This is a genomic window from Variovorax sp. PEI5 (genome assembly GCF_056679935.1).
This window is the reverse complement of record NZ_JBWXPH010000003.1, coordinates 91531-118314: the sequence shown is the minus strand read 5'-3', so window position 1 is coordinate 118314 and position 26784 is coordinate 91531. Positions and strand designations below refer to the sequence as shown.

Here is a 26784-nt window from a genome sequence, read left to right as displayed (position 1 = left end):
CCCCTCGCCCGAGCACCGGTCGCCGGACCATGAATGCGGCGCCTCCTACGCCGATTGCGGCCGGCTCCGACATGGGCGCTCCGCCGGCCGGCTAGCTTGTGCGCATCCGGGCTCCAAGCGCCCTGCCCGCTTTCCCTCACCGCTTCGAAAGGCCAGCCATGTCGAACTCCCAGAACTCCAAGGATCTGCAGCAGGGTCAGGACGCGCAGCAGGCGCAGCCCGACCACACCGAGCACAACAAGGCCAAGGAGAACGCGCAGCTGACGCAGACCAACGAGCCGCGCCGCACGCCCGAGAGCCGCCACGACCGCGAGTCCCACGTCGGCAGCGGCAACCAGGTGCAGTCGCGCAAGGGCGGTCATTGAGCTCTTGACGCCGCGCGCCGATCGGGCGGTGCGGCACCTGGTCGTGGTGCTGGGTGACCAGCTCGATGCCGAAGCCTCCGCCTTCGACGGTTTCGATCCCGACCTGGACCGGGTCTGGATGGCCGAGGTGGCGGAGGAATCGACCCACGTCTGGTCGTCGAAACCGCGCATCGCCCTCTTCCTGGCCGGCATGCGCCACTTCGCGCGGCGGCTGCGGGAGCGCGGCTGGCCCGTGAGCTATGTCGAGCTGGCCGAGGATGGCGAGCCGGGCACCCTGGCGGATGGACTCGACAGGGCATTGCGGGAGCTGCGGCCGGAGCGTGTTCTGATGACGGCACCGGGCGACTGGCGGGTCTGGAAGGCGCTCACGGCCCGGGTCGGGGCCGCGGGCGTGCCCCTCGAGGTGCGCCCGGACCGTCATTTCCATCTGCAGGTGCGCGATTTCGCCACCTATGCGCGCTCGCTCGACGGCCGTCCCCTGCGGCTGGAATTCTTCTATCGCGAGATGCGTCGCCGCACCGGGGTGCTGATGACACCGGACGGCCAGCCCGAAGGCGGGGAGTGGAACTACGACAAGGCCAATCGCCGGCCCTTCGGTCGCGAGGGTCCGGGAATGCTGCCGGAACCGCCGCGCTTCCCGCCCGACGCGACGACGCGCGAGGTGCTGGCCCTGGTGGCGCGTCGCTTCGCCGACCATCCCGGCGAGCTGGACGAATTCTCCTGGCCGGTCACGCGCGCCGACGCGCTGCAAGCGCTCGACGACTTCATCACGCACCGGCTGCCGGCCTTCGGTCCCTACCAGGATGCGATGTGGCCGGGCCAGCCCTGGCTCTACCACTCCCAGCTCTCGGCGGCGCTCAACCTCAAGTTGCTCGACCCGCGCGAGGTGGTGGCGGCGGCCGAGCAGGCCTGGCGCGCCGGCCGGGTGCCATTGGCGAGCGCGGAAGGCTTCATCCGCCAGATCCTGGGCTGGCGCGAGTACGTGCGGGGCGTGTACTGGACGCAGATGCCCGGCTACCTCGAACGCAACGCGCTCGCGGCCGATGCCGACCTGCCCGGCTGGTACTGGACCGGCGAGACCGACTTCGCCTGCCTGCGCGACACCCTGCGCCAGACCCTGCGCCATGGCTATGCCCACCACATCCAGCGTCTGATGGTCACCGGCCTGTTCGCCCTGCTGCTGGGCGTGCGGCCCCGGGAGGTGCACGCGTGGTACCTGGCGGTCTATGTCGATGCGGTCGAATGGGTGGAATTGCCCAACACCCTGGGCATGAGCCAGTTCGCCGATGGCGGGCTGATGGGCAGCAAGCCCTACATCGCCACCGGCCGCTACATCGAGCGCATGGGCGGGCCGTGCGCCGGCTGCCGCTACGACCCCGGTCGCTTCGAGGGCGGGACCGCCTGTCCCTTCACGACCCTGTACTGGGACTTCCTGCTGCGCCATGCGTCGCTGCTGGCGCGGCAGCCCCGCCTCGCAGCGCAACTGCGCCGGCTGGAGACCCTGGACGACGCGCAGCGCGCCGGCATCGCGCAGCGCGCGACGGCGATCCGCGACGGGCGGGTCGGCCGGCCGGCTGCCGCATCGGACTGAGGCGACGGACCCGCGCTCGCGCCGGCGGCGCCGCCCGCGCCCCTACTCGCACTCGCCGGTCTGGGCCATCGCATAGAAGAAGGCGCCGATGGCGCGCGGGTCCGGTCCGGTCGAGGGCATGGTCTGCGCCACGATGGTCTTCATCATCAGCGCCGCGCTCGGCGAGGCCGGCAGCCACGCCATGGCCCAGCCATCGTAGACGCGGCGGGAGATCGAGCGCCGGTCGAGCACCTGGCATTCGCAATGGCGCGGGTCGTCGCGGATGCGTTCGAGCAGCCTGCCGATGACCTCGTCCGCGCCCTCGAGGCACTGCAGGAACCGGCCATCGGCGAGGTAGAGGGCGCCCGTGACGTCATGACGCGCATTCGCGACCCGTGCGTGGTCGAGCAGCGCCAATGCTTCGGACGTGCTGCAAAGCGACCGGCTGGTATAGAGAATGCGACTGAGCATGCTCGCACTCTCCGGTCTGGCGACGCGGGCCGGCGTGCGAACTGCCCACCCCTGCTTGTAAGAAGAATCGTCGGTATCCGATCGTCCGCCGCCCGCGCCGGGCCCTCCGGCGCGTCAGATCCGGATGCGGCCGAGCTGGAACACCTCGGCGAAACCATGCACGCCGGCATAGGTCCAGGCATCGCCCTGGGCCACCGCGTGCATGGCGCGGCCCCAGTCGTCCTCGCCGTACTTGATGCGCTGGCTCTCGAAGGCATCGAGCGCCCGCACCTTGGCGCGCATGTTGGCCGCCGACAGCAGGCTCACGACATTGGGCTGGAACGGGATGTCGCTGCGCCCGCTCGGGAAGGTGGGCTTGAACATCAGGAAGTTCGGCACCTTGCGCGCCGCGGCGGCCACGATCCGGTAGGCGCTCACGTGGTCCTGGTGGGTGTCGGCGTGGAAGTGCGTGAGCACGGTGTCCACGGCATGGGCGCGCAGGATGCGCTCGACCGGCCCGATCAGCTCGTGGACGCAGTCGTGCAGCGAGGTGTCCGGCCCGCCGAGCGCGTCGACGTGTTCGACGTCGAGGTGCATGCACGCGGCCAGGCTCTCGACATGGCGCAGGTGCGCGTCCTCGGCGGCGAGGATCGCCACCCGCACCTGCCGGCCCTGTTCGCGCCACTTGTGGATCGAGCCGCCGGCATTGATCTCGACATCGTCAGCGTGGGCGCCGACCAGCAGGATGCTGCGACCGAGGCCGGAGAACGCGCTGGCCCCGTCCGCCTCGCCGCCCTCACTCGCCATCGACGATCACCGCGCGCACCGTCCTCAGCAGGATGCTGAAGTCCAGCCGCAGCGACCAGTTCTCGACATAGGCGATGTCGAGCTCGGCGCGCTGCGCGAAGCTCAGCTCGTTGCGCCGGCTGACCTGCCACAGGCCGGTCAGTCCCGGGCGCACGGCCGCGTAATGGGACCAGGCATCGCCATAGAGACCGCGCTGGCGCTCCATGCAGGGCCGGGGACCGACCAGGCTCATGTCGCCGCGCAGCACGTTCCAGAACTGCGGCAACTCGTCCAGGCTGAACCGGCGCAGCATGCGGCCGACCGGCAGCACGCGCGGATCGTTCTCCAGCTTCTGGTAGGTGTCCCACTCGGCGCGCGCGGCGGGATCGCCCGCCAGATGCCGCTCCAGCACCCGGTCGGCGTCCAGCACCATCGAGCGGAACTTGTAGAAGCGGAAGGGCCGGCCTCCGCGACCCAGCCGCGTCTGGGTGTAGTGGACGGGATGGCCGCCGCCGGTCCAGACGCACAACGCCAGGGCCACGTACAGCGGCCCGAAGAAGGCGAAGAACAGCAGCGCGCCGAGGATGTCGATGCCGCGCTTGACCACGCGAGCCGCGCCCCGGGGCGGCCGGCCGGCGGAGCGCGCCGTGGGCACCGGGGATCCGGCCCATCCCGCCGTGCCGGTCCGCTGGGGGGAACGCCGGTCGTCTACAGCATCGGGTCGGAACATGGAAGGGGCATCAATCTGATTTGTGAACCTAAGTACTATACAAGTATGTAGTCCTTGGTCGCCCTCGATCGCACGCCTGTGGGGTCCCGGGCGTCGCGTCAGGCGCCGGCGTCCGCCGGGTCGCCGCGCGTGAGCATGCGACCCGAGCGCGCCAGCACCGCCGGCTCCGCCGCGCCACCGAGGTAGGCGCAGTCGCCATTCACGTAGACGCGTTCGATGCCGGTGCTGACGCTGCGCGGGCGGTCGTAGGTGGCGGTGTCGGCGATGGTCGCGGGGTCGAACACCACGACATCGGCCATGGCGCCGGGGCGCAGCACGCCGCGCCCGGCGATGCGCAGGTTGCGCGCGGTCATGCCGGTCATCTTGTGCACCGCCTGCTCCAGGCTGAACAGGCCGCGCTCGCGCCAGTAGCGCGCGAACACGCGCGGGAAGGCGCCCCACAGGCGCGGGTGCGGATGCCGGTCGTGCGGCAGGCCGTCGCTGCCGATCATGGTGCGCGGATGCGCGATGACGCGCTCGACATCGGCCTCCTTCATCTGGAAGTAGCAGGCGCCGCCGGGCTGCAGGCGCCGGCAGGCGGTGCGCTGGTCGACGCCCCACTCGCGTGCGACATCGGCCAGCATCCGGCCGGTGACCTCCGGATGCGGCTGCGACCAGGTCAGCATGACATCGATGACGCCATCGACCAGGTCCTCGCGCAGCACGGTCGAGCCGGCGACGTAGGGATAGACATCGATCGCGATGTCCTGCCGCGCGCCCAGGGCGTCGATCAGCGGCAGGGTCTCCAGGGTGCGGTCCCAGTTGGCCGGGCCGGCGCACTTGTGGTGCGAGATCACCAATGGCACGCCGGCGGCGAAGGCGGTGTCGCCGGCCTCGTGCAGGGCCTCGACGATGGCCTGCATCTCGCTGCGCAGGTGGGTGGCATAGACGCCGCCATGGCGCGCCACGACCCGCGCCAGCGCCGTGACCTCCGAGGGCGGCGCGGCGAAGGCCTCCTCGTAGAACAGGCCCGAGGACAGGCCGTGCGCGCCCTCGGCCATGGCATGGTCGAGCGCATCGGCCATCGCCGCCACCTCCTGCGGCGTCGCCGCGCGGTCGAGCGCGGGCATGGCGGCGAAGCGCAGCGTGGTGTGGCCGACCAGCGCGGCCACGTTGAGCGCCGGCCGTGCCGCCGTCACGGCGGCGCGATAGTCGGCCATGCTGGCGTGGCGGAACGAATCGGCGCCCAGCAGGGTCAGCGGCGGCAGGGCCCGGGCCGTGGCATAGGGCGCCAGCGAGATGCCGCAGTTGCCCGTCACCACCGTCGTGATGCCCTGGGAGACCTTGGGCAGGCACAGCGGATCACGCAGGACGATGGCATCGTCGTGGGTGTGCACGTCGATGAAGCCGGGCGCGATGACGCGGCCGTCGCAGGCCACGATCTCCAGGTCGGTCGGGCTCAGGCCGCCGGGCAGCCGCGCGCGCAGGCCCTCGCCCATCGCGACGATGCGGTCGCCCTCGAGCAGCACGTCGCCCGGCCAGGACGGGCCGCCGGTGCCATCGACCACCAGGCCACGTTCGAGGAGCACGGGGCGGGCGGCGCCGGTCGGGGCGGCCGGCAGCGCCGGGGCCATGGAGGGATTGGGAGGCATCGCGGAGGTCTCGGGCTTCGGAAGGGAATCGGGAAATCGGGGAGTCAGGGAATCGGACGCGTCGCCGCGCCGGTCATGCATCAGGCATCAGGCATCCGGCGGCGCCGGGGCGTCGTTGGCGGCCGTCGCCGCATGGATGCCACCCCCATCCCAGCTCTGCAGCGGATGCGTGGCGATGTCGATGCCATGGCGGCGGAAGGCCTGGCGCGCGCGCTGCAGGCGCTCGACGGCCGAGTCGCCCAGGCGCTGCGCCACCAGCACGGTCAGGATCTCGATCGCCGTCAGGTGCGTGAGGTAGGCGTCGATGCCCACGTGCATCACGGCGTCGTCGGGCACCGACAGGGCGAGCAGGAAGTCCGCCTTCGCCGCCAGCGCGGTGCCCGGCTGGGTCATGGCGACCACCCGGGCGCCCTGCGCGCGCGCGATGTCGATGGCGTCGAGCAGCGAGGGCATGCCGCCGACGTGCGAGATCGCGATCACCACGCCGCCGGCATGCTGCGCCGCGCCGGCCACCTGCTGCAGGTGGTAGTCGGACCAGGCATTGGCCGACAGGCCGAGCCGGAACAGCCGCGCCTGCAGGTCGCTGGCCATGAACCACGAGGTCGCGCCGGCGCCATAGAGATCGATGTGGGGCGCCGTGGCGATGGCATCGACGGCGCGGCCGAGCACCTCCATGTCGAGCTGGCTGCGCACGCCGGCCACCGAGGCGGCGGCGCTGCGCGTGATCTTGGCGACCACCTCGTCGGCGGCATCGGCGATGTCGACGCGCCGATGCAGCGCCGAGCCGCCCAGCGCCAGTTCCCGCGCCAGCGCCAGCTTGAATTCACGCAGGCCGGCGAAGCCGAGGTCGCGGCAGGTCCGCATGATGGTGGGCACCGAGCTGCGCGAGCGCTGGGCCAGCAGCTCGAAGCTCTCCTGGAGCACGCGGTCGGGGTCCTCCAGGATCAGGTCCAGGATGGCGCGCCGGGCGGCCGGGGCGTCGGCGCGGATGGCGTGGACCTTCTGCAGCAGCGAGGGGATGTTCATGGGCTGGTCGCGCGGCGGCGCCCTCAGAAATGCATCGACACGGCGTCGCCGACGCGATAGTCGTCCTCGACCACCGGCATCCAGTGCCACTTGTCGAAGGTGGTGCAGGGATGCGAGATGCCGAAGCCGACGCGCTCGCCCACCACCGGCGCCAGCGCGTCGTCGGCCTCGCCCCAGCGCAGGTAGGCATGCTGGTCGTTGAGCGCGTCGATGCGCCAGCTCGCCGGCACCGCCGAGGGTTCGAGCGCGCCGCGCGCCGCCCGCGCGATCGGCACCGGCATCGAGAGGTCGAAGGAAATGTCGCGCTTGCCCATGGCGACGATCGCCAGCCGGGGCTCGGGGCACGACTGCACCGTGGCCCAGACCTCCATGGCCGGGCGCAGGCTCTCGCCGGCGGCGCAGCGCAGGCGCGCGTCGATCGACACCTGCAGGCGCTGGTAGGTGCCGTGGTCGTGGGTGACATAGCAGCCCGAGCGCAACAGGCCGCGCACCGGCCGCCCGAGCGCGGGCCGCAGCCGCCGCGCCACCAGGTCGTAGAGCGCCGAGCCGCCGGCCGAGACCAGCACCTCGTCGCCCTCGAACAGGTCGTGCGCCACGCCATGGCGGGCCACCGCCTCGACGCGGTCCATCAGGGCATCGGTGTAGGCGGCATCGGCGGCGCTCTCGCCGGTGGCGCCCTGCCCCTCGTAGCACTCGATGCCCACCAGTCGCAGCGCCGCGCTGGCGCGCAGCCGCCCGGCCAGTTCGATGGCCTGCGCGTGCGTGCGGCAGCCGGTGCGCGCGCCCTCGACGCCGATCTCGACCATGGCCTCGAAGGGTCGCGCCGGGCGGTGGCGGCGCGCCCAGTCCTCGATCAGTTCCAGCTGCGCGATCGAATCGACCAGGAACACGACGCGCAGGTCCGGCTGCGCGGCCAGCAGGTGCTGGATGCCGGCCAGGTCCGGCTCGCTCACCACCTGGTTGGCGATCAGCGCGCGCCGCGCGCCGCTGGCGACACCGACGGCCAGCTGGGCGACGGTCGCGAAGGTCAGGCCCCAGGCGCCGCCATCGAGCTGGCGGCGGAACAGTTGCGGCGACATGGTGGTCTTGCCATGCGGCGCCAGGTCGATGCCCCAGGCGTCGACGCGCGCCTGCAGCCAGGCTAGGTTGTGCTCCAGCGCCTCGCGCCTGAGCAGGGCCAGCGGCAGCGGCAGGTCGCCGGCCAGCACGTTCCAGCCCAGCATGCCGATGGCGCTGCGGCGCACCGGTGGCGCCGCCAGCGGATAGCCCTTGAAGCCGCCATGCAGCAGCGGGTCGAGCGGATCGGCCGGGCCGGGCGCGGCGTTGGCAATGGTGTGGGCGTCGGCGGTGGCGGCGGTGAGGGAGGGATCGTCGTCTCGGGTCGTCATGGTGCGGCGGGCGGTTGGATGTCAGGCGGGCGGGGCGGCGAGCTCGTGATGGCGGATGCAGGCGGCGAACCGGCCGGGCGCCACTTCCTCCAGCGGCGGCACGGTCAGGGCGCAGGCGTCGATGGCATGCGGGCAGCGGGTGCGGAAGACGCAGCCCGATGGCGGCGCGACCGGACTCGGGATGTCGTCGCCCAGCACCACCGGCTCGCTCGGCAGCAGCGGATCGGGCTTGGGGCTCGCGGCCAGCAGCGCGCGAGTGTAGGGATGGGCCGGCCGCGCGAACAATGCCGACGTCGGCGCCACCTCCATCACCTTGCCCAGGTAGAGCACCACCACGCGGTCGCACAGGTACTCGACGACATCGAGATCGTGCGAGATGAACAGCATGGTCAGCGACAGCCGCTCGCGCAGGTCGCCCAGCAGGTTGATGACCTGGGCCTGGATCGACACGTCCAGCGCCGACAGCGGCTCGTCGGCGACGATGAATTCGGGCTCCACCGCCAGCGCGCGCGCGATGCCGATGCGCTGGCGTTGCCCGCCGGAGAACTCGTGCGGGAAGCGGCTGGCGTGCTCGGGCCGCAGGCCGACGGTCTCCAGCAGTTCGGCGATGCGCCGCTCGCGCGCCGTGCGGCCCTGGTGCAGGCCGTGGGTGGACAGCGCCTCGGCCAGGATGGCGCCGATGCGCATCTTCGGATTCAGGCTCGCATAGGGGTCCTGGAAGATGATCTGCAGCCGGCTGCGCAGCCTGCGCATGCGCTCGCCGGAGAAGCCGGCGATGTCCTCGCCGCGATAGCGCACCTCGCCGGCGGTGCGCTCCAGCAGGCGCAGCACCGTGCGGCCGATGGTGCTCTTGCCGGAGCCCGATTCGCCCACCAGGCCCAGGGTCTCGCCGCGACGGATCTCGAAGGACACGTCGTCCACCGCGCGCACCGGGCGCGCGCCGGAACCGAAGTACTTCTTCAGGTGCCGGACCTCGATGAGCGGCGCCTCCTGGTCCGCAGCGACGGCGGTGGCGGTGGCGGCTCCGAGGCCGCCGTCGATGACATTCATGCGACCTCCCCGGCGGCGACGGCGATGCCGGGCACGCGGATGCAGCGCGCCTGCCGGTCGGCCTCGGTCTCGATCAGGGGCGGCATCGCCGCGCGGCAGGCCGGGATGGCCTGGTCGCAGCGCGGCTCGAAGGCGCAGCCCGGCGGCGGCGCCAGCGGACTCGACACCTGGCCGGGGATGGCGAACAGGCGACGCCGCGCGCGCGGGCCGTCGCCGGCCCCGGCCCCGGCGGTGCCCGGGCGATCGGCATGGCCCGGCAGGCAGGCCAGCAGGCCGCGCGTGTAGGGGTGGCGCGGCTGCGCGAACAGTGGCCGCACCGGCGCGTGCTCGACCACGCGGCCGGCATACATCACCACCACGTCGTCGGCGTGGTGCGCCACCACGCCCAGGTTGTGCGTGATGAACAGGATGCTCATGCCGGTCTCGGCCTGCAGGCGCCGCAGCAGCCGCAGGATCTGCGCCTGGATGGTCACGTCCAGCGCGGTGGTCGGCTCGTCGGCGATCAGCAGCGCCGGGTCGCAGGCCATGGCCAGCGCGATCATCACGCGCTGGCGCATGCCGCCGGAGAGCTGGTGCGGATATTCGTCCAGCCGCTGCGCCGCCGCCGGGATCTCGACCAGGTCGAGCATGCGCAGCGCGTGCGCCATGGCGGCGCGGCGGTCGAGGCCCTTGTGCAGCCGCACGCTCTCGGCGATCTGCTCGCCGATGCGGAACACCGGGTTCAGGCTGGTCATGGGCTCCTGGAAGATCATCGCCAGCTCGTTGCCGCGCAGCCGGCGCAGATCGCCGGCGGGCAGGGTCAGCAGGTCCACCACGCGGCCATCGCGGCGGACGAACGCCGTCTCGCCGCTGACCCGCGCATGGGCGGTCTTCGGCAGCAGGCCCATCAGCGTCAGGCTGGTGACGGACTTGCCCGAGCCCGACTCGCCCACCAGCGCCGTCGTGCGGCCCGGCAGGATCGAGAAGCTGACATCCCCGACCGAGCGGATCAGCCCGGCCTCGGTCGGGAAGCTGGTGCTCAGGTGGCGCACCGACAGGCGCGGCACGGTGCTGTCGCCCTCAGGGTCGTTCATGGGTCAGACCGCTTTCTTGAGTTTGGGATCGAGCAGGTCGCGCACGCCATCGCCCACCAGCTGCAGCGACAGCGCCGTGAGGATGATGGCGACGCCGGGGAACAGCACGACCCAGAAGGCGCGGTCGGCATATTGCTGGCTGCCCGCGACCATGGTGCCCCAGGTCGGGATCTCCGGCGGCACGCCGACGCCCAGGAACGACAGGCCGGCCTCGGCCAGGATCGCATAGGCGAAGATGAAGGACACCTGCACCAGGATCGGCGACATCAGGTTGGGCAGCACGTGGCGCCACAGGATGCGCGAGGTGCGCACGCCCAGCGCGCGCACCGCCTCGATGAACAGCAGCTCGCGCAGCACCAGGGTCGAGGCCCGCACCACCCGCGCCACACGCGGCGTGTAGACCAGCACCAGCGCCAGCACCACGTTGCCCAGCGAGGCGCCCAGGATCGCCACCAGCGCGATCGCCAGCAGCATGTCGGGGAAGGCCATCATGGCGTCCACCACCCGCATGATCGGCGCGTCCAGCCGGCGGAAGAAGCCCGCCACCAGCCCCAGCAGGGTGCCAAAGAGCACCGCGCCGAGCGCCGTCAGCGCCGCGATGGCGAGCGAGTAGCGCGCGCCGTGGACGATGCGCGCGTAGAGGTCGCGGCCGAGCTCGTCGGTGCCCAGCAGGTGCTCGGCGCTCGGCGGCCGCAGGCGTTCGAGCACCGCCGTGTCGTTGGGATCGGCCGAGGCGAACAGCGGCGCGCCGATGGCCAGCAGCGCCACGGCCAGCAGCACCAGCAGCGCCACCGCGACGATGCGGTCGCGCAGCAGCCGGCGCAGCGCCAGGGGGAGTCGGGGCATCCGGAGGGTCATGGTGTGGCGGATTCTTCAGACCTTGACGCGCGGATCGACCACCGCGTAGAGCAGGTCGATGGCGAAATTGATGAGCACGTAGATCGCGGCGATCACCAGCAGCGCGCCCTGGATCACCGGATAGTCGCGCCGCAGCACGGCGTTGACGACCAGGCTGCCGACGCCCGGCAGGCCGAACACCGTCTCGGTGACCACCGCGCCGCCGATCATCAGCGCCGCCGTCAGGCCCAGCACCGTGACGATCGGCACCAGCGCGTTGCGCAAGGCGTGCTTGAGCACCACCCGGCCCTCGCCCAGACCCTTGGAGCGCGCGGTGCGCACATAGTCCTCGCCCAGCACGTCGAGCATCGAGGCGCGCGTGAAGCGGATGATCAGCGCCGAGTTGAGCAGCCCCAGCACCGCCGCCGGCAGCATCAGCGCATGCAGGCGCTCGGCCATCGGCGCGTCCGGCGCGCCATAGCCCGAGACCGGGAACCAGCCCAGGGAGACGGCGAAGATCTGGATCAGCACCAGGCCGAGCCAGAAGCTCGGCACGCTGGCGCCCAGCATCGCCAGCCCGGTGAACAGCGAGTCGATCCAGCGCCCGCGGAACACCGCCGAGGCGATGCCGCATGGCAGGCCGATCAACGCCGCGATGGCCACCGCCATCAGCGACAGCAGCGTGGTCGGCTCGGCCCGCTCCCACAGCGCCTGAGTGACCGGGCGCTGCAGGAAGATCGACTGCCCGAGGTTGCCCTGGAGCACCTCGCGCAGCCAGTAGCCGAACTGCACCGGCAGGGGCTTGTCCAGGCCGTACTCGACCCGCACGCGGGCGATGTCGGCGGCCGTCGCCTGGTCGCCCAGCAGGACGGCGATGGGATCGCCCGAGGCGGCGCGGGTCAGCACGAAGACCAGCACCGCCACGATGGCGAGCACGACCAGCATGCCGGCCAGGCGGGAGGCGAGGAAGCGCAGCATGGGGAGGTCCGTCCGCGCCTACTTGATGCGCGCGTTCCAGAAGAACGGCCAGGTCGCGGGGCGGTAGTTGTCCAGCGCCGGACTCCGGGCCGACAGGCCGCTGAACTTGCCGACGTTGACATAGGGCACCTCGTCGTAGACCACCTGCTGGACGCGGCCCCACAGCGCGCCGCGCCGGGCCGGATCAGTCTCGACGTTGAAGGCCTGCAGCGCGGCCTTCTTGGCCGGCGAGTCCCACCAGCCCGGGGCGCCATCGCCGAGTTGCGGCGGCGACAGCATCGGCTCGGGGAACTGCCCGGAGTGCGTCACGTAGATGTCCCACAGCTTCGAGTCGTTGCGGCGCTGCACCAGCGTCGCCCAGTCGACCACGTTGAGCTCGACCTTGAAGCCGGCGCGCTTGAGCTGCTCGGCCATCAACAGCGCCATGTTGTAGTGGAAGTCGTACTGGCGGCTGGTCAGGACGCGGATCGGCTCGCCCTTGTAGCCGGCCTTGGCCGCGGCCTCCTTGGCCTTGGGGGCGTTGCGCTGGTTGTACTGGTCGGTGCCGGCGGTGGCGTAGAAGGGCGAGCCCTTGGGGAAGTGGTTGCCCTCGGCGACGAAGAAGCGCGTGTCGCCGAAGCCCGCCGCCAGCATCTCGCCCTCGCCCAGCGCGGTCTGGATGGCCTGGCGGATCGGCAGGCTCGCGGCCACGCCTTCCCTGGTGTTGAGCACCAGGTAGGGAAAACCGAAGGCCGGCGTCATGATCGGCAGCGTCTTGCCGCCGGCCTTCTCCAGCCGCCCGAGCGACTCGACCGGCAGCAGGTCGGCGAAGTCGTACTGGCCGGCCAGCGCGCCCTCGACGCGCGTGTTGGCGTTGGGCACCGGCACGAAGCGCAGTTCCTCGATGGCGGCCTCGCGCCGGCCGCCATAGCCATTGGCCGGCTCCTTGCGGGCGCTGTACCTGTCGAAACGACCGAGCAGCACGTACTGGTCGGGCTTGCGCTCCTTGAAGCGATAGGGGCCGGTGCCGACGAAGTCCTTCAGCGGCGCGGCGATCGACTCCTTGGCCATGATCGCGGCCATGCCGCTGGGCAGGGCGAGCTGGGCCGCGAGTGGCGCATAGGGCTCCTTCAGCACGATCTCGACGGCCAGCGGGCCCTTGGCCTTCAGGCTGTCGACGACCTTGCCGACCGCCTTGCCGCGCGAGGACTGCTCGATCCAGCGCTGCAGGCTGGCGACGACGTCGTCCGCCGTGAGCTCGCGGCCGCTGTGCAGCATGACGCCCTTGCGCAGCGCGATCTCGTAGGTCCTGCCGCCGTTGCTGATCCGGGGCATCGACTCGGCGAGCATCGGCACCACGTTCCACTGGGCATCGAAGGTGTAGAGCGGCTCGAAGACGTGCTGCATGATGGTTCCGACCAGGTCGGCGCTCGATGCCATCGGGTCGAGCGTCTGCGGTTCTGCCACCATCGCCAGCGTGGCGAAGCCGCGTGGCGCCTGCGCCGCCACCGGCAGGGCGACGAGGCCCGCCGCGGCCAGGGCGACGCTGCCCAACAGTCGGCGCCGGGACGCGGAACCCAGGCGGGAAACGAGATTGCGGTTCATCGGGAAGGCTTTCATCGGAAGTGAATGCTGAAATTAATTTTCTCTGGGACCGAAGATCACGCATGTAACGTGCCAAGTCTCGCGCGTAAACCCTAGGTTTCAGGATTTTCGTGAAAACTACTTTCAAAAACGCCCTCAGACCGCGATCATCGATCACCCCGCTCCGTTGCGGTACCACCTCCCTCCGTCTGCCTTTTTCCCTCTTCCCCTTCTCCATCACCAGGACCCGCCATGCCCCTCGAATACCTCGGATTGCCCCCCAACGCCTCGGACCGCCAGGTGCGCCCCTTCTCCCCGGCCGTGCGTGCCGGCGACTTCATCTATGTGTCGGGCCAGGTGCCGGCGAATGCCGAGGGCGAGATCGTCGCCGGCGGCATCGAGGTCCAGACCCGGCAGGTGATGGAGAACCTCAAGGCCGTGCTGGCCCTGGCCGATGCGACCTTCGACGATGTCTGCAAGACCACCGTCTGGCTGCAGGATGCGCGCGACTTCGGTGCCTTCAACCGGGTCTACATGGGCTACTTCGGTGCCGGCAAGCCGGCCCGCTCCACCACCGAGGCCCGCCTGATGGTCGATGCCAAGGTCGAGATCGACGTCGTCGCCTACAAGCCGAAGGTCTGAGGGACGCCAGACTGGCGGCTGGATCCCCTCATGGAAGGTCGGGTTTATACTGGGTCGAAAATACTACAAATAGCTTATGTCTGATAGCTTCTTGTAGGTTTTTGAGGTTAGTTTTTCCGACCGTCGATACGTCCTTGAAGAGAGATCAACACCCATGAACGCGATCAAATCCGCCCGTCGCCTGATCACGCAGGATCCTGCCACGCCCACCGCGAAGACCTTGTCCAGGCTGGTGCTGGCCCTGGAGTCGGAGAGCGATTTCGACATGTCCAGCCTCTACGCGCTCGACATCGATTCGTTCCAGCTGGCGATCTCGATCCTCAAGGAGTGGCGCCTGGAGCGCTACTACGCCGGCAAGGCCAAGCTGTTCGACGTCGCGTTCCAGACCCGCGATCTCGCCGCGCCCCTGGCCGAGCGGCACTGAGCACCGGCAGCGGTCGCGCGGGTTCCGAAGCGAGGCATCGAACACCCGCGCCGATGCATCGCTGCCTGATCGTCGAGGACGATGCCCGCAATGCCCGCTACATCGCCGATGGCCTGAGGGAACTCGGCTATGTCGTCTCGGTGGCCGGCGACGGCATCGAGGGCCTGTCGCGCGCCATGGCCGAGCACTGGGACGTGGTGGTGCTGGACCGCATGCTGCCCGACGACGTCGACGGCCTGTCGATCGTCTCCACCCTGCGCGGCCTGGGCAAGCAGACCCCCATCCTGGTGCTGAGCGCCCTCTCGGCGATCGATGAGCGCGTCCGGGGTCTGCAGGCGGGCTGCGACGACTACCTCACCAAGCCCTTCGGCTTCTCCGAACTGGCGGCCCGCATCGCGGCCCTGGTGCGGCGCGCGCAGCCGGGCGAGGTCACACCGGAACTGACCCTGGCCGATCTGCGCCTGAACCTGCTGTCGCGCAGCGCCGAGCGTGCCGGCGTGCCCCTGCAGCTGCAGCCGCGCGAGTTCCGCCTGCTGGCCTACCTGATGGCCCACGCCGGCCAGGTCGTGACCCGCACCATGCTGCTCGAAGCCGTCTGGGACCTGCGCTTCGACCCGCAGACCAATGTCATCGACGTCCACATCAGCCGCCTGCGCAACAAGGTCGATCGCGGGCATGCCGCGCCGCTGATCCACACGGTGCGGGGCGCCGGCTACGCGCTCGCCGCCGAGCCACCGGACCTCGGACGCTGATGCCGGCATTGCGCCGCCTGTGGGGGTCGGTGGCCTTCCGCCTGGCGCTGAACTACGGCGCGCTGGTGATGGCGACCATGGCGGTCATCCTGACCCTGTTCCACGTCCAGACCGTGGGCGTGCTGGTCAACCGCATCGACCAGCACATCCAGCTCACGGCGCAGCGGCTGCTGTCGACCGCGCAGCGAGAGGGCGTCGACCAGCTGGCGCTCGACATCGAGACCATGTTGCGCGATGGCACCGATGCCGAGACCGAGATCTACCTGCTGCTGGATCCACGCGGCGCGCCGCGCGCGGGCAACGCCGGAGCGCTGCCGGTGCCACCGGCGGCGGCCCGGCAGGTGGTCGAGCAGCGCTGGACGCGCGCCGACGGCCGCCCGGGCGAGGCCCGCCTGCGCGCCTGGGACCTGAGCGACGGCAGCCGACTGGTGGTGGGCAGCGACCTGCAGCACCAGCGTGAGATCGAGCGCCTGATCCGGCGCGCCATCGGCTGGGGCGCCGCGATCGCGCTGCTGATGACCGTGGGCGGGGCCTTCGCCTTCCGCCACGCGCTGGATCAGCGCATCGGCGCGATCCGCCGGACCATCGTCGGCATCGAGGCCGGCGATCTGAGCCGGCGCATCCCGGTCTCGTCGCAGGAGGACGAGTTCGCACGGCTGCACCGCGAGATCAACGGCATGCTCGACCGGCTGGAGCAGCTGATGGATGGCGTGCGCCATGTCTCCAACACCATCGCCCACAACCTGCGCACGCCGCTGACGCGCATCCTGCTGGGCCTGCGCGCGGCCGAGACGCAGCCGGAGACCGACCGGACCGAGGCATTGCGGCTGGCCGGCCGCGAGATCGAGGAGCTCAGCCGCGTGTTCGACAAGCTGCTGAGCATCGCGGAGATCGAGTCCGGAACCCGGCGGCAGCGTTTCGGTCCGGTCGCGCTCGACGCGCTGGCCGCCGAGATGATCGAGTTCTACGAGCCGGTGGCCGAGGAGCAGGGCGCGCGCCTGATGCGGGTCGCCGGGCCCGGCGCGGAGGTGGCGGGCGACCGCGACCTGCTGGCCGGGGCGCTGGCCAACCTGATCGAGAACGCGCTGAAGTACGGCGGCGATGGCGTGACGGTGACGGTGCGCGTGACGTCCGTGAACGACCGCGTCCTCCTGGAAGTCGCCGACGACGGCCCCGGCGTGCCGCCGGCCGGGCTGGCGCGGCTGGGCACGCGCTTCTTCCGCGCCCATCGCGGACCGCTGCCGGGCTTCGGACTCGGGCTGGCGAACGTCGGCGCCGTGGCCGGACTGCATGGCGGCACCCTGGCCTTCGAGGATGCCGCGCCGGGGCTGCGCGTCACGCTGGGCCTGCCGGCGGTGCGCGCCTGAGGCGCGGCGCGCGCCACCTTGCCAAACGGTAATGCGGCCGTAATGCACGGCGGCGCCGGGCGTCCCTAGCATTCGCGGCTCCCTCGTCGCAGGAGCCGCCCGCGTGTCCGTCCGTCCCTTTTCCGCCCTGTCCCCCCTCCTCGCCGTCATCGCGGCGATGCTGCTCGCCGCCTGCGGCGGGTCCGCCGCGCCGCCACCCGTCCCGGTGCCCGTGGCGGGCCCGTCGGCACCCGGCGAGCTGCGCCTGCCGGCCGCCTCGCTGCGGATGCTGCAGATCGAGACCGTCGCCGAGCAGCGCGACACCCAGACCGTCTGGGCACCGGCGCGGATCGCCTTCCGCGACGACCGGGTCGGCGCGGTCGGCGCGCCGGCGGCCGGGCGCATCGTCCAGGTGCACGCCAACATCGGCGACCGCGTGAGCGCCGGCCAGCCGCTGGCGACGCTGGCCAGCCCGGACGCGCTGCGCCAGCGCGCCGAGGCCGGCAATGCCGAGGTCGCGCGCGGCCTGGCCGTGGGCGAGGCGCAGCGCCAGCGGCTGATGGTCGAGCGTGGCATCGGCATCGAGATGGAACGCGCCGCCGCCGAGGCGCGGCTGCGCGAGGCGACCCAGGAGCTGGCCCGCGCGCGCGGCACCGTCGGCCTGCTGGGCGGCGGGGCGGGCGACCGCATCGTGCTGCGCGCGCCGCGCGCCGGCGTCGTCGCGGCGCGCCGGGCGACCGTCGGCGCGGCGGTCGACGGTGGCGGCGAGCCGTTGTTCCTGATCGGCGATCCGGCGGCGGTGTGGGTCGTGGCCGAGGTCTTCGAGAGCGACCTGGCCGGCCTGCGCGAGGGCGCCGAGGCGCGCGTCGAGACCTCCTCGCTGGCGCAGCCGATCCGTGGCCGCATCCAGCGCATCGGCACCGCGCTCGACGAGGAGACGCGGCGCGCGCCGGTGTATGTCACGCTCGACGACGCGCCGCCGACGATGCGTCCGGGCATGCTGGCCAAGGTCGGCCTGGAGGCGGCGGCGCCGACCGGACTGGTGATCCCGCTGTCGGCCGTGCTGATCAAGGACGAACGCCGCTCGATCGTCTACGTGCAGCATGGGGAGACCGTGTTCCACGCGCGCGACGTGCAGCTCGGCCAGCCGATGCGGGGCTTCATCCCGGTGCTGGGCGGCCTGGCGGTCGGCGACCGCATCGTGGTGCGCGGCGGGCTGCTGCTCGACAGCGCGGCCAGCCAGCTGCTGTGATGGCGCGCCCCGGCATGCTGCGTTCACTCATCGCCTTCGTCGTCTATCGCCGCCTGGTGGCGCTCGCCGCCACCGCGGCGGTCGCCGCCTATGGCGTGTTCGCCTATCTGAACACCGCCATCGAGGCCTACCCGGACGTCACCAACGTGCAGGTCGGCATCATCGCCCAGGCACCCGGCCTGGCGCCCGAGGAGGTCGAGCGGCAGATCACGCTGCCGCTCGAGCGGGTGCTCAACGGCACCCCGGGCCTGCAGGCCCTGCGCTCCGAGAGCTACTTCGGCCTGGCGGTGGTGTCGATGGTGTTCGCCGATGGCACCGACAGCTTCCGTGCCCGCTCGGAGGTCACCCAGCGACTGCCCCAGGCCGACCTGCCCGACGACGTGGTGCCGGAGATGGCGCCCGACTACACGCCGCTGGGCAAGATCTACTACTACCGGCTCAACAGTGACCGCCACACGCTGGCCCAGCTGCGCACCGAGCAGGAATGGAACATCGCCCGCGTGCTCAAGCAGATCCAGGGCGTGGCCGACATCATCAGCGTCGGCGGCTTCGTCAAGGAGTTCCATGTCGAGGTCAATCCCGGCAAGGTCGCCGGTCTGGGCCTGACGATGGACGACGTCACCCAGGCGCTGTCGCAGTCCAACAAGAACGTCGGCGGCGGGCTGCTGCGGCGCGGCGAGCAGTCGCTCATCATCCGCGGCATCGGCCTGCTGACCTCCAGCGACGACATCGAGGCGGTGGTGCTCAAGGCCAGCGGCCACAACCCCGTGACCGTGGGCGACGTCGCCCGCGTCATGCAGTCGTACACCCCGCGCCAGGGTTCGGTGGGCATGGACGGCCACGACGACGTGGTCCAGGGCATCGTGCTGCTCAAGCGCGGCGAGAACCCCTCGCGCGTGCTCGACGAGGTGCATCGCCAGGTCGCGCAGCTCAATGGCGGACTGCTGCCGGCGGGCATGCGCATGGAGCCGGCCTACGACCGTTCCGAGCTCGTCGGCCACACCCTGGCCACGGTGCAGCACAACCTGCTGTTCGGCGCCGTGCTCATCGTGGCGGTGCTGTGGCTGTTCCTGCGCAGCATCCGGGGTTCGCTGATCGTCGCCACGGTGATCCCGCTGTCGCTGCTGGTGGCCTTCATCGGCCTGTACCTGCTGGGCATGCCGGCCAACCTGATCTCGATGGGCGCGATCGATTTCGGCATCATGGTCGACGGCGCCGTGGTGCTGACCGAGAACATCATCCGCAACGCCCGGCTGCGCCAGCCGGCCACGCAGGCGGCGCTGCGCGCCATCATCGTCGACTCGGCCGTGGCGGTGGCGCGGCCGACGCTGTTCGCCATGGCCATCGTCATCGCGGCGCTGATCCCGGTGTTCTCGCTGGAGAGCGTGGAGGGCCGGATCTTCCGACCGCTGGCACTGACCTACAGCTTCGCGCTGCTGGGCGCCCTGGTGTTCGCCCTGGCGCTGGTGCCGGCACTGTGCGCGCTGCTGCTGCGTCCCCATCATGTGACGCAACCCGAGGCGCCGGTGTTCCGGCGCATGCACCACGCCTATCACGCGTGGCTCGAGCAGCTGCTGGGCCGGGCCCGCTCGCGCGGCGCGGTGCTGGTGGCGGCGCTCGGCGCGCTGGGGCTCGCCGGCGTCTCCGCGACCTGGCTGGGCACCGAGTTCCTGCCCGAGCTCGACGAGGGTGACGCCTACGTGCTGGTGCAGATGGCGCCCTCGGTGTCGCTGGAGAAGGGCCAGGAGATCCTGCGCGAGCTGCGGCGGCGCCTCAACACGTTTCCCGAGGTGGTCTCGGTCACGACCGAGCAGGGCCGGCCCGAATCGGGCACCGACAACGAGACCATCAACATGGCCAAGGCCCTGGTGCGGCTGAGGCCCCAGGGTCAGTGGCGCGCCGGCCTGACCAAGCCGGCGCTGGTGGCGGACATGCGCGCCTCGCTGGGCGAGATTCCCGGCGTCGCCTTCAACTTCGCGCAACCGATCCGCGACAGCGTCGAGGAATCGACGTCCGGCGCGCGCGGCCACGTGGTGCTCAAGCTGTTCGGTCCCGACATCGGCGTCATGCGCGGCCTGCTGGAGCGCACCAAGACGGCATTGCGCCCGATCGAGGGCGTGGTCGACCTCGACCTCTACCGCGACGCCCCGGCGCCGCAGCTGCACATCGAATTCGACCGCCCCGCCCTGGCGCGCCACGGCATCTCCATGGAAGTGGCCGACACCGCCGTCGAGGTGGCCCTGGCGGGCCGGGTGGTGACCACGCTCTGGGAGGGCGAGCACGGCGTGCCGGTGCGGGTGCGCCTGCCCTATGTCGACCGCATGGACGAGGCACGCATCCGCGAGATCGCGGTCTCGGCCCCCGATGGCCGGGCGGTGCCGCTGCACGCGCTGGCGCGCATCGGCGTGAAGATCGGCAACGCCTCGATCTTCCGCGAAGGCAACGCCCGCTACATGGCCCTCAAGTTCAACGTCGAGGGACGCGACATCGGCTCGGTGGTCGGCGATGCGCTGGCCGCCTTCGAGCAGGCCGCGACCCTGCCGGAGGGCTACCGGGCCGTGTGGGGCGGCGAGTGGGAGAACCAGCGCCGCGCGGCGGCCCGGCTGCAGGTCGTCATCCCGCTGTCGCTGGCGGTGGTCTTCGCGCTGCTGTTCGCGGCACTGGGGCAGGCACGCAGCGCCGGCGTGATCCTGGCGACCGCGCCGTTCGCCATGGTGGGGGGCATCGCGGCGCTGCACGTCACCGGCATCGACCTGTCGATCAGCGCGGCGATCGGCTTCATCGCCCTGCTCGGCCAGGTCGCGCTGGTCGGACTGCTGGTGGTCAGCGCGGTCGAGGCCCTGCGCCGCGAGGGCATGCCCCTGATGCGGGCGTTGATCGAAGGCACGGCCGAGCGCATGCACTCGGTGCTGCTGGTGACCCTGCTGGCCCTGCTCGGATTGCTGCCGATGGCGTTGTCGACCGGCGTCGGCAGCGAGACCCAGCGTCCCTTCGCATCGGTGATCGTGGGCGGCATGGCGGTGTTGCCGTTGGTGGCGCTGGTGCTGCTGCCGGTGCTCTATGCGTGGTTCGGACCGCGCACCTTGAAGAATGGCGAGGCCGGGGATGAATGAGGAGCAGAACGGGATGTGGCGCGCGGCGCAGCGGGTGCGCGCGATGGATGGGAAGTGGTGGGAGTGGGAGCGGCCGATGAGGATGACGAGGGTGGCCCGGTCGGTGAATGCGGTGCGGTCGGGTGGGTCCGATCGTTTGGATCGACCGGCGCGGCTCGCGCGGCTGGAGACGACGTCGGATGGTGCGGCCGGCCGGGCGCCGGCGCTCGCAATGGCTTCGGCACTCGCACTGGCGTGGATGCTCGGACTCCCAGCGGGACCTGCGAACGCGCAGGACCGGCTGCCCGCGGCGCTCGCGCCACCGGGTTCGATGCAGATACTGGCAACCGATGCGGCCAGGCCGCGGATGGGCGGCGCATCCGAGGTGGCTGGCGGGAAGGGGGCGTATGGATCGGCCGGCCCACGCGAGTCGACCCATGGATCGGACGCGGTCGAGGTCTTCCGATCCACGGACTCGATGGATCGGGACGGCGCCGACTTCGATGCCGCCCGCCCGCCCGGCCTGTCGCTGACCGAATTCCTGGCGCTGGTGCGACGCGAGAGTCCGGCCCTGCAGGCCGACCGCTCGCTGGTCGACATGGCGCGCGCCGATCTGCGCACGGCTTCGACACTCCCCAATCCGGCGCTTTCCCATGCCCGTGGCGCCGGTGACCGGCAGACGACCATCGAGCAGGCACTGCCGGTGTTCGGCCAGCGTGGCCTGCGCATGGAAGGCGCGCAACGAGGCATCGATTCGGCCCGCGCCAACGTCGACGCACTGGCCGCCGACGCACTGCGTGGCGCCGCCGAGACCTTCGTGACGCTGCTGGCCGCGCAGGAACGCACGCAGCGCTGGCAGGCGGCGAACGAGGCCCTTGCCGCCGCGGCCGTGATCGTCGAAGGCCAGGTCGCCGCCGGAGCCCGCAGTCGTTACGACCTGGCCCGCATCCGCGTCGAGGCGGCGCACCTGGGCATGCGCCTGGACCAGGCCGCGACTGCCGAGGCCGATGCCTCGGCACAGCTGGCCGCCACCGTGGGAGCCACGGGCTGGCGGCCACGCGCCATCGGCAGCCTCCGACCCGCGGTCGGGAATGGCGATTTCGCGGTCCGCTGGGATCGTGCCCGGACACGGCTGCCCGCGGTGCGGGCAGCGCTGGCCTCGGAGGAACTGGCACGCACGCTGGTGGCGGTGGAACGGCGCGAGGCCTGGCCCACGCCTCGCATCGGCGTCGGCCGCCTGCGCGACGGCGAAGGGCGTCATGCGCTGGTCGGCGTGTCGGTGGAGATTCCGTTGTTCGACCGGCGCGAGGGCCCGATTGCTCGGGCGCGCGCGATGGCGGACGAAAGCCGCCAGCGGCGTCGTGCGGTGATCCTGGCGGCCGAGGCCGAACTCGGCCGCTCGGTCGACCAGTTCCAGCGCCTGCACCGACTGACCGAACGCTTCGAGGCCGACAGCCTGGCCGCCCTGCCGGCACTCGAACGGATGGCGCGCGACGCCTACCAGCTCGGACGCGGCAGCATCCTGGAGCTGATCGATGCGCTGCTGGCCGGCGCGGAGAAGCGCATCGCGCATGTCGAACTGGTCGAGTCCGTGTTGAAGGCCGAGGTCGCCGTGCGTGCCGCATCGGGAGAGCTGGGGATCGCGGTCGACTGAGTGGCAACGTGCGTTGCGGTTGCGGTTGCGGTTGCGGTTGCGGCTGCGGCTGCGGCGTGGCTATGCGGCTGCGGCCGTCGTCGTCGTCGTCGTCGTCGTTGCGTTTGCGTTTGCGTTTGCGTTTGCGTTTGCGTTTGCGGTTGCGGTTGCGGTTGCGGTTGCGGCCCTCGCTGTGCCTCTGATCCTTGCTGGGGTTGTGATCATCGCCCCAGCCGTGACCGTCGTGGTGGGTGTAATCGTCGCTGTGGCTGTAATCGGCGCTGCGAACGTGCCCGTGGCCGTTCTTGCGATCGTCGTTGAAACTTCGCTTGTCGCTATATCTATGGCCGTCACGGTCGCCGTCGTCATAAGGCTGTTGCTGTTGCCGTTGCCGTTGCCGTAGCTGCTGCCGTTGCTGGTGCGGGTGCGGGTGCGTTTACTGGTGCCGTTGCTGTTTCCGTTGCCGTTGCCGTTGCTGTTTCCGCTGCCGAAGCCGCAGCCGCTGGTTTTAGTGTTGGTGTCGCTGTTGCCACATCTATTAAGAAAGAACGGGCGCTGGCGCAGATAGATCCGACGACATACGCCAAAGCCAAGCCCAAGCCCAAGCCCACGCCCATGGACCGGCACCGGCACCGGCAGAGGCAGAGGCAGAGGCAGAGGCAGAGGCAGAGGCAGAGGCAGAGGCAGAGGCAGAGGCAGAGGCAGAGGCAGAGGCAGAGGCAGAGGCAGAGGCAGAGGCAGAGGCAGAATGTTCACACAGCATCCAGTGTTCGAGCCGTGACTCCGGCCACGTCCCGTCTCGCCAAACTCTTACCTCCCATGAGCTCCGAAGACCCCACGCATCCACTCGACCGTGTCGACCTGCGCATCCTCGCGCTGCTTCAGGCCGATGGACGCTTGGCCAACCTCAAGCTGGCCGAGGCGGTCAGCCTGTCGCCTACGGCGACACTGGCACGGGTCCAGCGATTGACGCGCGAAGGCTTCATCCTCGGCTATGAAGCTCGTCTCGATCCGGTCAAGCTGGACGCGGGAATGCTGGTCTTCGTCGAGGTGCTTCTGGATCGCACCACGCCGAATGTCTTCGAACAGTTCAAGGTCGCCGTGCAACTCAGGCCGGAGATCATGGAATGCCACATGGTGGCCGGCGGATTCGACTACCTGCTCAAGACCCGCAGCGCCGACATGAATGCCTATCGCCGGTTCGCCGGCGACGTCCTCTGGCAGCTGCCTGGCGTGCGCGAGACCCGGACATATGCGGTGATGGAGGAAATCAAGAACTCGACTCACCTGCACCTGCGAGAGCCGATCTCCCGCTGAGTACGAAGAACCCCATCGATCGCGAACCTCGACGCTCCACCATCGCCATGCACTCGTCCGATGGCGATGGCGATGGCGATGGCGATGGCGATGGCGATGGCGATGGCGATGGCTTCACGAGCGTTGATTCGCCATCGAGTCGACGGAAGAATCGCGTCCATGGCCCGTTGCTGATGCGGCGTGAAGACCCTGGTCATGCGGTCGATGACGTGTCGATGTGGACTAATGCTTGAGCCTGGCAGGCCGCAGCTCGTGCCCACATCGAACGCGAACAGCAACTGGGCATCGGCACTTCGATCGCCGGAATGGCAAAGGCAAACAAGGGATTGCCCTTGCATTGCGTCCTGTCAGCGTCTTGGAGGCGATCGACCGATACCAGATCGACAGAATGCGCTTCGGAAAGCATATCCCGCCTGATCCTTTCTGCAAGTCATCGGCGTCCTCGTGATTCCGGATGGCGGTGACGCAAGCCGGCTTGTCGATCGATTCGCGACTGCAGGCAACTTATGAGCTTCCGCAGCGACACGATGCAATGCTCATATCGACTCGTCCCATTCCAGGTTGATCCGATCAGCCAGGAAAATTCTCCGGGTTCTTCGCCTTGCTTCGTGCCTCGGCTCCCGTGATGACACCGCGCCGTACCAGGTCGGTCAGATTCTGATCGAGTGTCTGCATGCCCTGCGCCTGACCAGTCTGTATGGTCGAGTACATCTGTGCCACCTTCGCTTCGCGGATGAGATTCCGGATCGCGGATGTGCCCAGCATGATCTCGTGTGCGGCGATACGACCCTGGCCGCCCTTCAGTTTGCACAGCGTCTGGGAGATGACGGCCTGCAGCGATTCGGAAAGCATGGCGCGAATCATCTCTTTCTCCTCACCGGGAAACACGTCGATGATCCGATCGATCGTCTTGGCGGCTGAGGAAGTGTGGACCGTTCCGAACACCAGATGGCCAGTTTCGGCCGCCGTCATGGCAAGACGAATGGTCTCGAGATCACGCATCTCTCCCACCAGGATGGCGTCCGGATCCTCGCGCAATGCCGACCTCAACGCATTGGCGAAGGAATGCGTCATCACTCCCACTTCTCGTTGATTGACCAAACACTTCTTGGACTCGTGCACGAATTCGATCGGGTCCTCGACCGTCAGGATGTGACCGGACGCGGTTTCATTGAGGTAATTGATCATCGCGGCCAGCGTGGTCGATTTGCCCGACCCCGTAGGACCGGTGACGAGCACCAGACCGCGAGGCTTCAGTGCCAGATCACCGAATATCTTGGGAGCGCTCAGCTCTTCAAGCGTCAGGATCTTGGACGGAATGGTTCGAAATACAGCGGCGGCACCGCGATTCTGGTTGTATGCATTGACGCGGAATCGAGAAAGCCCATCGATTTCGAATGAAAAGTCCACCTCCAGGAATTCTTCATAGTGCTTGCGCTGCATGTCATTCATCACGTCATACACCATCGCATGCACCTGTTTGTGATCGACCACGTCGACACTGATGCGCCGTATGTCGCCATGCACCCGGACCATCGGTGGAAGTCCCGCCGACAGATGGAGATCGGACGCACCGTTCTTGACGCTGAAGACCAGCAGTTCCGTGATGTTCATTTCCTCGACTCCCTGTTTTCCTATCCATCGCCGAAGGCACGCTCTGCGGCGTCTAAACCGAACGGTGAATCCAGCATTGCATTGGCACGTGGCAGCGACTCGACATGCTGTGATGTCGGTCGCTGCAACCTGAGACCCTCGAGCTCTAATCGACCTTCACTCGGAAAAGAACGGATCCGCGATCGGCTGGATTGAGTGCGCCGACGAAACGCCACTGGAGAGGACCTTTGCCACCGACCGTCTGCGTTACGGCACAGTCGACTTCGGCAGCGGGTAATGGGTTGGCAGGCGTGGATTTCATGCAGCCGGTCAGCGTGCTCGGCGTCACATCCTGCGCAGCGGAAATGAAAGCGCTGTAACTCGGCACGCTGTCGTTGATCACCAGGTTCCGGATAGGCACCGCTGCGTTGTTTGCGTAGCTGAGACGATATTCGAGGACGTCACCTGACTTCGCCTGGTTGGTATGTTCGAATTTCACACTGCTCTGCGTCACATTTCGAACCTCCTTGACCAACTCCAAGGCTGCATCGCCAACGGAGCTGTTGTCGTTCAACATATAGCTCGATGTCAGTGTCGGATTGGCCCCGGCATAGTCGAATCGTGCTTCGACCACGATCAGGTTCTTGCTGCCGATCGATGCGTTCGATGGAATGAACTGTTGAACAACGATACAGATCTTGTCTCCCGCCGTGACGGTCAACGACGTTCCGGCCGCGCCTGGGTAGAGCTGCTGCGCGCCGGGCAGGACCCGCCCTTCGCATAAGGCATCGAAAAAGATCTTTTCGCTCCATCCGGTCATTGCGGGCGTTGCGGCAGACGAGGTGATCGAAAAGACGACCGTGCCTTTCGTTCCTGCAGTGAAGACATGTGGATAGCTCAATGTGCTCAAAGGCAAACCGCTGAGCGCCAGACTTGCGGCAAACGTCGAATCTTTCACTTCTCCGAAGTTCAGGTCGATGTGATTCGTTCCATTGAACACAAAACTGATGCGATTTGAAGTCGCGGTCCCGTCACCTCGGGTGTATCGATAAGTCGAGCCGGCTGTCGTCGTCGCAACGCCGGAAGGCAAGCCAACCGCCCCGACCGACGCGCCTGTGGATGTCTCGGTCTGCTTCCTATCCTCATCGACGCACAGGCCAGTTCCAAGGACGACGGTCGTGGGGACATTGAGCACATAACCGCCCGAGCTGTCCGTCGAAGTCGAATCCAGCACGCCGACTGCGCAGTCCGTCAGACGCATCGAACGGCCAGCAAGCGGTTCCTCC

At 69.5% G+C, this 26784-nt stretch carries 25 protein-coding genes; 11 read left to right on the top strand and 14 right to left on the bottom strand.

The genetic code is table 11. The features are described 5' to 3' along the window. Positions 1-158 precede the first annotated feature (158 nt). A complete protein-coding gene (locus AC1MLT_RS20045; RefSeq protein WP_481035985.1) occupies positions 159-365 on the top strand; it encodes a hypothetical protein in 207 nt (68 codons plus the stop codon). Positions 366-369: 4 nt separating this feature from the next. Then, positions 370-1956: a cryptochrome/photolyase family protein gene (locus tag AC1MLT_RS20040; RefSeq protein ID WP_481035983.1), complete on the top strand. Its 1587-nt coding sequence runs from the start codon at positions 370-372 to the stop codon at positions 1954-1956. 42 nt (positions 1957-1998) lie between these two features. Here AC1MLT_RS20040 and AC1MLT_RS20035 read toward each other — a convergent pair whose 3' ends face one another. From AC1MLT_RS20035 to AC1MLT_RS19985, 11 genes are all read right to left on the bottom strand, one after another. Continuing rightward, the gene (locus AC1MLT_RS20035; RefSeq protein ID WP_481035982.1) at positions 1999-2406 is read right to left on the bottom strand and encodes a BLUF domain-containing protein; all 408 of its coding nucleotides are present in this window, start codon (positions 2404-2406) and stop codon (positions 1999-2001) included. Positions 2407-2520: 114 nt separating this feature from the next. After that, positions 2521-3192: a PIG-L deacetylase family protein gene (locus AC1MLT_RS20030; protein ID WP_481035981.1), complete on the bottom strand. Its 672-nt coding sequence runs from the start codon at positions 3190-3192 to the stop codon at positions 2521-2523. Then, a complete protein-coding gene (locus tag AC1MLT_RS20025; RefSeq protein ID WP_481035979.1) occupies positions 3182-3901 on the bottom strand; it encodes a sugar transferase in 720 nt (239 codons plus the stop codon). The genes AC1MLT_RS20030 and AC1MLT_RS20025 overlap by 11 nt, the downstream gene beginning before the upstream one ends. Before the next feature lie 98 nt (positions 3902-3999). Beyond that, complete coding sequence (locus AC1MLT_RS20020) at positions 4000-5532, bottom strand: N-acyl-D-amino-acid deacylase family protein (RefSeq protein WP_481035978.1); 1533 nt, start codon at positions 5530-5532, stop codon at positions 4000-4002. 87 nt (positions 5533-5619) lie between these two features. Beyond that, positions 5620-6558, bottom strand: coding sequence for a MurR/RpiR family transcriptional regulator (locus AC1MLT_RS20015; protein WP_481035977.1), 939 nt, complete (start codon positions 6556-6558; stop codon positions 5620-5622). Positions 6559-6581: 23 nt separating this feature from the next. Beyond that, entirely contained in the window at positions 6582-7946 is a 1365-nt protein-coding gene (locus tag AC1MLT_RS20010; protein WP_481035976.1) for an alanine racemase, read from the bottom strand. Between the two features lie 21 nt (positions 7947-7967). Beyond that, positions 7968-8996, bottom strand: coding sequence for an ABC transporter ATP-binding protein (locus tag AC1MLT_RS20005; protein ID WP_481035975.1), 1029 nt, complete (start codon positions 8994-8996; stop codon positions 7968-7970). Further along, entirely contained in the window at positions 8993-10069 is a 1077-nt protein-coding gene (locus tag AC1MLT_RS20000) for an ABC transporter ATP-binding protein (RefSeq protein ID WP_481035974.1), read from the bottom strand. The genes AC1MLT_RS20005 and AC1MLT_RS20000 overlap by 4 nt, the downstream gene beginning before the upstream one ends. Before the next feature lie 3 nt (positions 10070-10072). After that, complete coding sequence (locus AC1MLT_RS19995; RefSeq protein ID WP_481035973.1) at positions 10073-10915, bottom strand: ABC transporter permease; 843 nt, start codon at positions 10913-10915, stop codon at positions 10073-10075. A gap of 27 nt (positions 10916-10942) precedes the next feature. Beyond that, on the bottom strand, positions 10943-11884 hold the full coding sequence (locus tag AC1MLT_RS19990; protein WP_481035972.1) for an ABC transporter permease: 942 nt from the start codon (positions 11882-11884) through the stop codon (positions 10943-10945). A gap of 18 nt (positions 11885-11902) precedes the next feature. After that, positions 11903-13468 carry an ABC transporter substrate-binding protein gene (locus AC1MLT_RS19985; RefSeq protein WP_481035971.1) on the bottom strand — a complete coding sequence of 522 codons (1566 nt, stop codon included), beginning with the start codon at positions 13466-13468 and terminating at the stop codon, positions 11903-11905. A gap of 231 nt (positions 13469-13699) precedes the next feature. Here AC1MLT_RS19985 and AC1MLT_RS19980 point away from each other — a divergent pair, with 231 nt between their 5' ends. The 9 genes from AC1MLT_RS19980 to AC1MLT_RS19940 all read left to right on the top strand — a co-directional run bounded on the left by AC1MLT_RS19980 (position 13700) and on the right by AC1MLT_RS19940 (position 23905). After that, positions 13700-14089 carry a RidA family protein gene (locus tag AC1MLT_RS19980; RefSeq protein WP_481035970.1) on the top strand — a complete coding sequence of 130 codons (390 nt, stop codon included), beginning with the start codon at positions 13700-13702 and terminating at the stop codon, positions 14087-14089. A gap of 154 nt (positions 14090-14243) precedes the next feature. Continuing rightward, positions 14244-14513 carry a hypothetical protein gene (locus tag AC1MLT_RS19975; protein ID WP_481035968.1) on the top strand — a complete coding sequence of 90 codons (270 nt, stop codon included), beginning with the start codon at positions 14244-14246 and terminating at the stop codon, positions 14511-14513. Between the two features lie 53 nt (positions 14514-14566). Beyond that, positions 14567-15265 (top strand): response regulator transcription factor, encoded by a 699-nt coding sequence (locus AC1MLT_RS19970; protein ID WP_481035967.1) that lies wholly within the window; start codon positions 14567-14569, stop codon positions 15263-15265. After that, entirely contained in the window at positions 15265-16632 is a 1368-nt protein-coding gene (locus AC1MLT_RS19965; protein WP_481035965.1) for a sensor histidine kinase, read from the top strand. Before AC1MLT_RS19970 ends, AC1MLT_RS19965 begins: the two co-directional genes overlap by 1 nt. Positions 16633-16735: 103 nt before the next feature. Continuing rightward, a complete protein-coding gene (locus tag AC1MLT_RS19960) occupies positions 16736-17863 on the top strand; it encodes an efflux RND transporter periplasmic adaptor subunit (protein ID WP_481035964.1) in 1128 nt (375 codons plus the stop codon). A gap of 14 nt (positions 17864-17877) precedes the next feature. Next, positions 17878-20976 carry an efflux RND transporter permease subunit gene (locus tag AC1MLT_RS19955; RefSeq protein ID WP_481035963.1) on the top strand — a complete coding sequence of 1033 codons (3099 nt, stop codon included), beginning with the start codon at positions 17878-17880 and terminating at the stop codon, positions 20974-20976. 457 nt (positions 20977-21433) lie between these two features. After that, on the top strand, positions 21434-22609 hold the full coding sequence (locus AC1MLT_RS19950) for a TolC family protein (protein WP_481035961.1): 1176 nt from the start codon (positions 21434-21436) through the stop codon (positions 22607-22609). Between the two features lie 37 nt (positions 22610-22646). Further along, on the top strand, positions 22647-22991 hold the full coding sequence (locus AC1MLT_RS19945) for a hypothetical protein (protein WP_481035960.1): 345 nt from the start codon (positions 22647-22649) through the stop codon (positions 22989-22991). 416 nt (positions 22992-23407) lie between these two features. Beyond that, positions 23408-23905, top strand: a complete 498-nt coding sequence (locus tag AC1MLT_RS19940; protein ID WP_296313809.1) for an Lrp/AsnC ligand binding domain-containing protein — start codon at positions 23408-23410, stop codon at positions 23903-23905. Here the strand turns inward: AC1MLT_RS19940 and AC1MLT_RS19935 are convergent. The 3 genes from AC1MLT_RS19935 to AC1MLT_RS19925 all read right to left on the bottom strand — a co-directional run bounded on the left by AC1MLT_RS19935 (position 23872) and on the right by AC1MLT_RS19925 (position 26759). After that, positions 23872-24102, bottom strand: a complete 231-nt coding sequence (locus AC1MLT_RS19935; RefSeq protein WP_481035959.1) for a hypothetical protein — start codon at positions 24100-24102, stop codon at positions 23872-23874. The genes AC1MLT_RS19940 and AC1MLT_RS19935 overlap by 34 nt on opposite strands. Positions 24103-24475: 373 nt before the next feature. Then, positions 24476-25519 (bottom strand): type IV pilus twitching motility protein PilT, encoded by a 1044-nt coding sequence (locus AC1MLT_RS19930; RefSeq protein ID WP_296313812.1) that lies wholly within the window; start codon positions 25517-25519, stop codon positions 24476-24478. Between the two features lie 145 nt (positions 25520-25664). Further along, the gene (locus AC1MLT_RS19925) at positions 25665-26759 is read right to left on the bottom strand and encodes a hypothetical protein (protein WP_481035958.1); all 1095 of its coding nucleotides are present in this window, start codon (positions 26757-26759) and stop codon (positions 25665-25667) included. Positions 26760-26784 lie beyond the last annotated feature (25 nt).

Excerpts from the sequence above, each read along its gene's own strand:
- AC1MLT_RS20030 (WP_481035981.1), bottom strand. The coding sequence starts at position 3,192 with ATGGCGAGTGAGGGCGGCGAGGCGGACGGGGCCAGCGCGTTCTCCGGC.
- AC1MLT_RS19955 (WP_481035963.1), top strand. The coding sequence starts at position 17,878 with ATGCTGCGTTCACTCATCGCCTTCGTCGTCTATCGCCGCCTGGTGGCG.
- AC1MLT_RS19930 (WP_296313812.1), bottom strand. The coding sequence starts at position 25,519 with ATGAACATCACGGAACTGCTGGTCTTCAGCGTCAAGAACGGTGCGTCC.
- AC1MLT_RS19995 (WP_481035973.1), bottom strand. The coding sequence starts at position 10,915 with ATGCCCCGACTCCCCCTGGCGCTGCGCCGGCTGCTGCGCGACCGCATC.
- AC1MLT_RS20020 (WP_481035978.1), bottom strand. The coding sequence starts at position 5,532 with ATGCCTCCCAATCCCTCCATGGCCCCGGCGCTGCCGGCCGCCCCGACC.
- AC1MLT_RS20045 (WP_481035985.1), top strand. The coding sequence starts at position 159 with ATGTCGAACTCCCAGAACTCCAAGGATCTGCAGCAGGGTCAGGACGCG.
- AC1MLT_RS19935 (WP_481035959.1), bottom strand. The coding sequence starts at position 24,102 with ATGACCAGGGTCTTCACGCCGCATCAGCAACGGGCCATGGACGCGATT.
- AC1MLT_RS19975 (WP_481035968.1), top strand. The coding sequence starts at position 14,244 with ATGAACGCGATCAAATCCGCCCGTCGCCTGATCACGCAGGATCCTGCC.
- AC1MLT_RS19985 (WP_481035971.1), bottom strand. The coding sequence starts at position 13,468 with ATGAACCGCAATCTCGTTTCCCGCCTGGGTTCCGCGTCCCGGCGCCGA.
- AC1MLT_RS20005 (WP_481035975.1), bottom strand. The coding sequence starts at position 8,996 with ATGAATGTCATCGACGGCGGCCTCGGAGCCGCCACCGCCACCGCCGTC.
- AC1MLT_RS19940 (WP_296313809.1), top strand. The coding sequence starts at position 23,408 with ATGAGCTCCGAAGACCCCACGCATCCACTCGACCGTGTCGACCTGCGC.
- AC1MLT_RS19965 (WP_481035965.1), top strand. The coding sequence starts at position 15,265 with ATGCCGGCATTGCGCCGCCTGTGGGGGTCGGTGGCCTTCCGCCTGGCG.
- AC1MLT_RS20035 (WP_481035982.1), bottom strand. The coding sequence starts at position 2,406 with ATGCTCAGTCGCATTCTCTATACCAGCCGGTCGCTTTGCAGCACGTCC.
- AC1MLT_RS19980 (WP_481035970.1), top strand. The coding sequence starts at position 13,700 with ATGCCCCTCGAATACCTCGGATTGCCCCCCAACGCCTCGGACCGCCAG.
- AC1MLT_RS19950 (WP_481035961.1), top strand. The coding sequence starts at position 21,434 with ATGGATCGGGACGGCGCCGACTTCGATGCCGCCCGCCCGCCCGGCCTG.
- AC1MLT_RS19970 (WP_481035967.1), top strand. The coding sequence starts at position 14,567 with ATGCATCGCTGCCTGATCGTCGAGGACGATGCCCGCAATGCCCGCTAC.
- AC1MLT_RS20000 (WP_481035974.1), bottom strand. The coding sequence starts at position 10,069 with ATGAACGACCCTGAGGGCGACAGCACCGTGCCGCGCCTGTCGGTGCGC.
- AC1MLT_RS20015 (WP_481035977.1), bottom strand. The coding sequence starts at position 6,558 with ATGAACATCCCCTCGCTGCTGCAGAAGGTCCACGCCATCCGCGCCGAC.
- AC1MLT_RS20010 (WP_481035976.1), bottom strand. The coding sequence starts at position 7,946 with ATGACGACCCGAGACGACGATCCCTCCCTCACCGCCGCCACCGCCGAC.
- AC1MLT_RS19990 (WP_481035972.1), bottom strand. The coding sequence starts at position 11,884 with ATGCTGCGCTTCCTCGCCTCCCGCCTGGCCGGCATGCTGGTCGTGCTC.
- AC1MLT_RS19925 (WP_481035958.1), bottom strand. The coding sequence starts at position 26,759 with ATGCGTCTGACGGACTGCGCAGTCGGCGTGCTGGATTCGACTTCGACG.
- AC1MLT_RS20025 (WP_481035979.1), bottom strand. The coding sequence starts at position 3,901 with ATGTTCCGACCCGATGCTGTAGACGACCGGCGTTCCCCCCAGCGGACC.